This is a genomic window from Leucobacter chromiiresistens (assembly GCF_001477055.1).
Classification (GTDB): Bacteria; Actinomycetota; Actinomycetes; order Actinomycetales; family Microbacteriaceae; genus Leucobacter; species Leucobacter chromiiresistens_A.
Genome location: NZ_LDRK01000086.1, coordinates 1 through 8,420, shown reverse-complemented (window position 1 = coordinate 8,420; position 8,420 = coordinate 1). Strand labels below are relative to the sequence as shown.

Here is an 8,420-nt window from a genome sequence, read left to right as displayed (position 1 = left end):
CCCCGCCCCCGTCGATGTGGCCGAAGCCCGCCCCTTCGCCGTGGCGCACTGGCACGTGCAGTACGACGGCGTCGCAGCCCATGCCGCCGCCTACCCCGAGCGCGGGGTGAACGCGAACGACGCGTTCGTCATCGCCCAGACCGCCATCGCGCTGCTGCGGCAGCAGCTGCCCGCCGGAGTGCGCGTGCACGGCGTGCAGACGCGCGGCGGAGAGGCGCCCAACGCGATCCCCGAGCGCACCGAGGGGCGGTGGTACGTGCGGGCGGAGACCACGGAGCAGCTGCTCGCACTCGAAGCGCGCGTGCGGCGCTGCTTCGAGGCGGGCGCGCTCGCCACGGGCACGACCCTCACCATCACCCCCGAGAGCGAACGCTACGCCGAGATGCGCACCGACGCTGCCGCGCTCGAGGCGTACCGGCGCAACGCGATCGCGCTCGGACGAGACTTCGACGTGCCGCCCGAGGCGGCGACCATGAACCGCGCCTCGACCGACATGGGCAACGTCTCAGCGGTCGTCGACGCGATCCACCCCTACATCGGCGTCGGCGGCACTGCGTCGAATCACCAGCCCGCCTTCGCGGAGGCCTGCGTCGGCCCCGAAGCCGAGCGAGCGCTGCGCGACGGCGCCACCGCCCTCGCCTGGACCGCCCTCGACGTGGCCCGAGCGCGCGGCGGATCCGGATAGCCGCCCCCGCCGCCGACCCGTCCCCCGGTTCGCGCCCCGGCGCGCGTCCGCGGAGCGCCGCGCGCACGCGCGCGATCCCCGAGGCCCGCGCGACCCATCACTCCTCCCAGCAGCAAAGGAATCGTCAATGTCGACCTCCGAACCCATCCGAGAACTCAGCGAACTCGTCGACCGCAAGAGCCTGCGCAAGAGCGTCGCCGCCGGCGCCATCGGCGTGCTGGTGCACTGGTTCGACTGGGCCGTCTACGCGTACCTCGCCGGCACCATCGCCTCCGTGTTCTTCCCCGAGGAGAGTGCGACCGCGGGCCTGCTCGCGGCCTTCGCCGTCTTCGCCGTCTCCTTCCTCGTGCGGCCGATCGGCGCGATCATCTTCGGGCGTCTCGGCGACCGGCTCGGGCGCAAGCAGACGCTCTCCATCGTGATCCTCGCGATGGCGCTGTCGACGCTCGTGCTCGGCATCCTGCCCGGCTACTCCGTCATCGGCATCGCTGCTCCGATCCTGCTCATCATCACGCGCATCGTGCAGGGCCTCGCGGCGGGCGGCGAGTTCGGCAGCGCCGCCGCCTTCCTCGGCGAGTTCTCGCCCGCGAAGCGCCGCGGCTTCGGCGTCAGCTGGCTCGAGTTCGGGAGCCTCCTCGGGTTCCTGCTCGCCTCGTTCGTCGTCTTCCTGCTCAACCTCGCCTTCGACCCGCAGCAGATCGCCGACTGGGCGTGGCGCATCCCGTTCCTCATCACGGTGCCGCTCGGCTTCATCGGCCTCTACATCCGCCGCAAGATCGAGGACACCCCCGAGTTCCAGCAGCTGCAGGAGCTCGAGACCGTCTCGCACGCGCCGGTCACCGAGGTCTTCCGGCGCAACCTCAAGGAGTTCATCCAGACCTGCGGCATGGAGATCTTCATGAACGTGACGTTCTACGTCGTGCTCGTCTACCTGCTCACCTACCAGGAGGTCACCGTCGGCATCGACGCGGGCAGCGCCGCGCTCCTCTCGACGCTCGCCTCCGCGCTCGGGCTCATCATCGTGCCCCTCGCGGGCATCCTCTCGGATCGCGTCGGGCGCAAGCCGGTGCTGCTCACGGCGGCCATCGCACTCACCGTGCTCTCCGTGCCGCTCTTCATGCTGATGAACGATCCCGCGCCGTGGGCGACCTTCGCATCCACGCTCGGCCTCGCCCTGATCCTCGCCATCGTGCTCGGCACGCACGCCGTCACCGTCGTCGAGCTCTTCCCGACCCGCACTCGGCAGACCGGCCTCTCGATCGCCTACGCCCTCACCGCCGCGCTGTTCGCGGGCACCGCGCCGTACCTGCTGACCTGGCTCATCGACGCGACCGGCGACCAGCTCGTTCCCGGATACTTCCTGGTCGGCGTCGGTCTCGTCGGCGTGGCGACCGTGCTCAGCCTGCCCGAGACCCGCGGCATCTCGCTGCTCAAGGCGCAGGATCTGGAGACCGCGACCGTCACGATCCCCGACCTCCGCACCGCGCCGGGCACCCCGGCCGCCACGACCCCCAGCACGCTCGCCGAAGGAGACCGATCATGACTCGCACGCACGCAGAATGGCGGGCCGCAGCGGCCGCGCTCCCCTTCGACGGCCGGCCGGTGATCGACGGCGCCCGGGTCGACGGGAGCTCGGGGCAGACCATCGCGAAGACCAACCCGGCGACGGGAGCCGTGCTGTCGCAGATCCACGCCTGCACGGAGGCGGACGTCGACACGGCGGTCGCATCGGCCCGGCGCGCCTACGCATCCGGCGCGTGGTCGCGCGCGGGCGCCGGCCATCGGCGCGAGCGCCTCCTCGAACTCGCGCGGCTGATCGAGGCGCGGGCCGACGAGTTCGCGCTGTACGACTCGCTCGACATGGGCAAGCCGGTGCGCGAAGCCGCGGCGATCGACGCCCCCGGCTCGGCGGCGCTCTACCGCTTCTACGGCGAGGCCGTCGAGAAGCAGGAGGATCTGATCCCGATGACGCCGCCGGGATCGACGGCTCTGGTCACGCGCGAGGCGCTCGGCGTCGTCGCGGTGATCGTGGCGTGGAACTACCCGCTCGAGATCGCGACCTGGAAGCTCGCCCCCGCGCTCGCCGCCGGCAACTCGGTGGTCGTCAAGCCGCCGGTGGAGGCGTCGCACTCCGCGCTGCTGCTCGCCGAGCTCGCGATCGAAGCGGGAATCCCCGCGGGCGTGCTGAACGTGGTGACGGGGCGGGGATCCACCGTGGGCCGCGCGCTGGCCCTCCACGACGACGTCGACATGCTCGCCTTCACCGGATCGACCGAGGTCGCGAAGCAGCTGCAGCAGTACGCCGGGCAGTCGAACCTGAAGCGGCTCGCCCTCGAAGCGGGCGGCAAGAGCGCGAACCTGATCTTCGCCGACTGCGACGACCTGCGGGCCGCCGCCGAGAAGGCGGCCTTCGGCAGCTTCTACAACCAGGGCGAGGTGTGCTCGGCGAACTCGCGCATCTTCGTCGAGCGCGAGGTGTACGACGAGTTCCTCGCGCTCTATGCGGAGGCGGCGCGGGCCTACGCGCCGGGCGACCCCCTCGACCCCGCGTCGGGCATCGGAGCGCTCGTCTCCGAGCGGCACGCCGACGAGGTGTGGGCGACGATCGAGCGGGCGCGGCGCGACGGCAGGATCGCCGCGGGCGGCGCCCGACCGGAGATCAACGGCTCCCGCGCCTTCATCGAGCCGACCATCGTGACGGGTGTGCCGGCCGATCACGAACTGCACACCCGCGAGATCTTCGGCCCCGTGGCCGTCGTGACCCCGTTCGACACGGAGGAGGAGGCGGTCGCGCGCGCGAATGAGACGCCGTACGGCCTCGCCGCGTCGCTGTGGACGGGCAGCCTCTCGCGGGCGCACCGCGTCTCGCAGCGGCTCGTGGCGGGCACCGTGTCGGTGAATACCGTGGACGCGCTCGGGTTCACCACGCCGTTCGGCGGCTTCAAGCAGTCGGGGTTCGGGCGGGACCTGTCGGTGCACGCCCTCGAGAACTACACGGATTACAAGACGACGTGGCTGCAGTGGGGGTGACCCCGACGGCGATCACCGCCCCGCATCTCCATCGCTCCACGTGATCGAGATCACCGCGAAAGACTATTTTACCGATCGATCGGGCGCTGGGACACTGGGCTCAGACCCGGCTTTCCCCCTCACCGCCCAGTCACCGCCGACTGAAAGGACCAGAGCACATGACGCTGCAGCCCGAGACCATCGCCGAGCGCGCACCCGAGAACGAGGTGCCGGGCGGCATCGCCGAGATCGCGAAGCGGCACCTCGTGATGAACTTCACCCCCGCAGCCAAGTACCGCGACGACGATCTGCCGGTCTTCGTGCGCGGCGAGCACTGCTCCGTCTTCGACGAGAGCGGACGGCGCTTCTTCGACGGGCTCGCCGGCCTCTTCTGCGTGCAGCTCGGCTACACCCACGGCGCCGAGGTCGGCGACGCGGTGCGCGAGCAGCTCGCGGCGCTGCCGTACCAGACCACCTGGAGCGTCACCCACCCGCCGGCCGCCCTGCTCGCCCAGAAGATCGCCGAGCTCGCGCCCGGAGACCTGAACCGGGTGTTCTTCGCATCGGGCGGCGGCGAGTCGAACGAGGCCGCGATCAAGCTCGCCCGCCAGTACCACATCACCCGCGGCGACCACGCCCGCTACAAGTTCATCGCTCGACGCGTCGCCTACCACGGCACGAGCTTCGGGGCGATGTCGCTCAACGGCATGACCGACGTGCGCAAGATGTTCGAGCCGCTCATGAACGGCGTGCGCCACACGCACAACACGAAGCGCTACCGCCGGCCCGCAGGCGAGACGGCGGAGCAGACCACCGCGTTCCTGCTCGCCGAGCTCGAATCCCTGATCGTGCAGGAGGGCCCCGACACGATCGCCGCCATCATTATGGAGCCGCTGCAGAACGCCGGCGGCAGCCTCACCCCGCCGACGCCCGAGTACTTCGCTGGGGTGCGCCGCCTCTGCGACACCCACGGCATCCTGCTCATCGCCGACGAGGTGATCACGGGGTACGGTCGTCTCGGATCGTGGTTCGGCTCCGCCCACTACGGCTTCCAGCCCGACATGATCACGTTCGCCAAGGGCATCGCCTCGGCCTACATGCCGCTCGGCGGCGTGATCGCGAGCGACCGGATCATCGAGACCGTGCTCGACGGGCCCGTCGGCATGTTCAACCACGCCCTCACCTACGGCGGCCACCCGGTCGCGTGCGCCGCAGCGCTGAAGAACCTCGAGATCATGGAGCGCGAGGGCGTGGTGGAGAACGTCGCCGCCCTCAGCCCCTTCCTCGGGGAGAAGCTCGGCGAAGTCGCGGCGAAGCACGCCGGGATCGTCGGCGACCTGCGCGGCGACGGGTTCCACCGCAGCTTCGAGCTCGTCACCGACCACGCCGCGAAGCGGTGGGACGCGGAGGGGCTCTCTGCCGGGGACTTCGTGAACGGGCACCTGAGCCCGGCGCTCGCCGAGGTCGGCCTGCTGTGCCGCGTCGCCATCGACGCGGAGGGCAACCCGCTCGTGCAGGTGTCGCCGCCGCTTGTGATGACGCGCGACGACATCGACGAGCTCGCATCGCTGCTCGACCGGGCGTTCGCCCTGGCCTCGGATCGCGCGGGGCTGTAAGCCCCGCCGCCGCTTCGGGCGGCTCCCGCGTGCGTCACCGAGGACGCACGGGGCGAGCCGCCCGCCTCGCCTCGCACGCATCGCGCGGGGCGATCCCGCGCTGCCCGGAAGCATGCGCACGCGATGAGCACTCGAAGGAGAGAGAACCATGTCGCAGGAACCCCCCGTCGTCACCCAGACGTTCGTGCGCTTCGAACAGCAGCACATCATGCCGATCCCCGAGAACGAGCGAACCGGCACCAACTGGTCGCTGTTCGCCATCTGGGTCGGCCTCAACATGATGCCCCTCACCGTCGTCACGGGCGCGGTCGCGAGCGGCGCGTACGGCCTGCCGATCGGCTGGAGCATCGTCGCGATCCTCGCGGGCAACGTGATCGGAGCGTTCGGGTCGGCGCTGCACGCGTCGCAGGGGCCGCACCTCGGCATTCCGCAGATGCTGCAGGCGCGCGCCCAGTTCGGCTACCTCGGGGCGAGCCTCTTCGCGCTGATCGCATTCGTGATGTTCATGGGCTTCTTCGCGAGCATCCTGATCGTGGCGAAGGACGCGCTCGCCGCCGTCTTCCCCGAGTTCGACGGCACCGTCGCGATCCTCGCGTTCGCGGCCATCGGCATCGTGCTCTGCGTCTTCGGCTACGACCTGCTGCGCAAGACGATGGTGTGGCTGTCGATCGTCATCGCCATCGCGGTGACGGTGTCGATGATCCTGTTCTGGACGAAGCCCGAGGTCACCTCGCAGCGCGCGGAGGCGGTGTTCACCTTCGAGGGGTTCTTCGCGATGCTCGCCATCGGGATCGTCTGGCAGCTGGCCTACGCGCCGTACGTCTCCGACTACTCGCGGTACCTGCCGAAGACCACCGGCCCGAAGACGGCGTTCTGGAGCACGTACCTGGGGCTCGTGGTGAGCTCCGTCTTCGTGATGACGCTGGGCGTGCTGCTCGGCGCCGCGAACCCGGAGAACCCGCTCGCGGCGCTCGGCGACTTCCTCGGCCCGGTCGGCATGATCGTGCTCATCGTCTTCGCGGTGAGCTCCGCGCTCATCAACGGCGTCGAGCTGTACTCGGCCGTGATGAACGCGCTGACCGTGATGCAGTCGAACTTCACGACCGTCATCACCTCGGCCACCCGGGTGTGGACGACGATCGCGTGCGGCGTGCTCGCCACACTGATCGCGATCCTCGGCCAGGGCGACTTCATGACGATGTTCGAGAGCTTCCTCACCCTGCTGCTGTACGTGCTGATCCCGTGGTCGGCGATCAACCTCGCCGACTACTTCATCGTGCAGAAGGGCCACTACGCGGTGGCGGATCTCTTCGACCCGACCGGCGGGCGGTACGGCAAGTGGAACGCCGTCGGGCTCGCGAGCTACGGGATCGGGCTGCTCTCGCAGGTGCCCTTCATGATCACGCCCCTGTTCACCGGCCCGCTCGCGGCGCCGCTCCAGGGCATCGACATCGCGTGGCTCGTCGGGTTCGCCGTGACGGCGGCGGTGTACCTGCTGCTCGTGCGGAGGCGTGCGGGCCGCCGCGCGCTCCCGGCCGAGCGCGAGACCGCCGCGGCCTGAGCGGCCCCGGCGGCCTCGGCGGCCCCGGCGGCATGAGCGGCCGAGCGCCCTCCGCCGTGCCTCAGCGGGCGTGCGCGCGCAGCCGGAAGCACTCCGGCGGCGTCGCACGCCCCTGCGCGGCGTCGGCCAGCACGCGGCCGATCGCGGGCGTGAACTTGAACCCGTGGCCCGAGAACCCCGCGCCGACGGTGATCGGCCCGACCGTGTCGAGCACGAACCGACCCGAATCGGTCGAGGTGTAGGTGCAGCTGATCTCCGCCGGCGCGTCGCCGTCGAGCCCCGGGAACCACTCCGCGACGTAGCGGCGCAGCCGTTCGCGCTGTGCGTCGCTCGCGCGGTAGGTGCGCTCGTCGGGGTCGACCACGTCGCCGACCCGGTGGAAGCCGACCTTCACCCCTTCGCCGGGGCTCGGCATGCCGTACACGGGGGCGCCGTATTCGGCCTCGAGCTCGGGCGGCAGCATGTGGTTGAACGAGGGCCACGCGAGCGACGCGGATCGCGGCGCGAAGTGGGCGGGGTGCTCCTCGGTGACCACGAGCGGCGGCAGGTCGATCAGGTCGCCCAGCAGCGACTCCGTCCAGGCGCCCGCGGTGACGATGACGTGGTCGGCGTCGAGCGCGCGCTCGGAGCCGTCGGCGCCCCGCGCCGTCACCCGCACGCCCGAGCCGTCCGCCTGCGGCTCGATGCGCAGCACCCGCTCGCAGCGCTCCACGATCGCACCGCGGCGGATCGCCGCGGCCTCCAGCGCTGCGAGCGCCCGCGCGGCGTGCACGATGCCGGCTTCCGCACTGAACAGCACGTCGCCCGCGAACCGCATGCCCGCCCACCGGGCGGCCGCCTCATCGGCGCCGAGCAGGGTCACGGCGGCGCCTCGAGCGGCGAGCGCGTCGTGCGCCGCCGCTACGACGTCGGCGTCTCCGTGCGTCACGAGTCCGTGCAGGCCGAGCAGTTCGGTGCGGGACTCGGCCTCGAGCGCGCGCCACAGCGTCACCGCCTCGCCGAAGAGGTCGAGGTACTCGGGCTCGGCGTAGGCGTTGTTGAGGTTGCGCGTCGACCCGTGCGAGGCGCCCCGGGTGTGGTGCGCCTCGAAGCGCTCGAGCAGGCGCACGCTCGCGCCGCGCGCGGCGAGCTGCCAGGCCGCGGCGAGGCCCATCGCTCCGCCGCCGACCACGAGGTGCTCGGTGCGCTCGCTCACAGCCGCGCGATCTCCTGGCGCGGCCGCACGGCGATGTCGGTGAGCTGCACGTCGGCGGGCGCGTCGACGACGAAGCGCACCGTGCCGGCGACCGACTGCGGGCGGATGTAGCGCTCTGGCGTGTACCGGTCCGCCGGAATGCCCGCCCGCAGCATGTCGGTGTCGGTCTGGCCGGGCGCGATGGTGACGACCCGCACGCGGTGCGGCTCCTCGTCGATGCGCAGCACGTCGGCGAGGCCGCGCAGTGCGTGCTTGGTCGCGGTGTAGACGGCGCTCCCCGCGACGGGCCGCGTGCCGGCGCCCGAGCCGATGAAGACGACGGTCGCGGCGGCGGCGCGCAGCAGGGGGAGCGCG

The 8,420-nt window shown here is 71.4% G+C and carries 7 protein-coding genes; 5 read left to right on the top strand and 2 right to left on the bottom strand.

Annotated elements, in window-relative coordinates:
- From NS354_RS10585 to NS354_RS10565, 5 genes are all read left to right on the top strand, one after another.
- Positions 1–685 (top strand): peptidase dimerization domain-containing protein (locus NS354_RS10585; protein WP_153002188.1); only part of this gene is annotated, 685 nt, incomplete at its 5' end.
- Positions 686–812: 127 nt separating this feature from the next.
- Positions 813–2,228 (top strand): MFS transporter, encoded by a 1,416-nt coding sequence (locus NS354_RS10580; RefSeq protein WP_058594456.1) that lies wholly within the window; start codon positions 813–815, stop codon positions 2,226–2,228.
- Positions 2,225–3,715 carry an aldehyde dehydrogenase family protein gene (locus NS354_RS10575; protein ID WP_058594455.1) on the top strand — a complete coding sequence of 497 codons (1,491 nt, stop codon included), beginning with the start codon at positions 2,225–2,227 and terminating at the stop codon, positions 3,713–3,715. The genes NS354_RS10580 and NS354_RS10575 overlap by 4 nt, the downstream gene beginning before the upstream one ends.
- A gap of 158 nt (positions 3,716–3,873) precedes the next feature.
- The gene (locus NS354_RS10570) at positions 3,874–5,310 is read left to right on the top strand and encodes an aspartate aminotransferase family protein (RefSeq protein ID WP_153002187.1); all 1,437 of its coding nucleotides are present in this window, start codon (positions 3,874–3,876) and stop codon (positions 5,308–5,310) included.
- Positions 5,311–5,458: 148 nt separating this feature from the next.
- Positions 5,459–6,871 carry a purine-cytosine permease family protein gene (locus NS354_RS10565; RefSeq protein ID WP_058594454.1) on the top strand — a complete coding sequence of 471 codons (1,413 nt, stop codon included), beginning with the start codon at positions 5,459–5,461 and terminating at the stop codon, positions 6,869–6,871.
- 61 nt (positions 6,872–6,932) lie between these two features.
- Here the strand turns inward: NS354_RS10565 and NS354_RS10560 are convergent, their stop codons facing one another.
- The gene (locus NS354_RS10560) at positions 6,933–8,066 is read right to left on the bottom strand and encodes an FAD-dependent oxidoreductase (RefSeq protein WP_058594453.1); all 1,134 of its coding nucleotides are present in this window, start codon (positions 8,064–8,066) and stop codon (positions 6,933–6,935) included.
- A partial coding sequence (locus NS354_RS10555) for an SDR family NAD(P)-dependent oxidoreductase (protein ID WP_153002186.1) occupies positions 8,063–8,420 on the bottom strand: 358 nt, incomplete at its 5' end. The genes NS354_RS10560 and NS354_RS10555, both read right to left, overlap by 4 nt.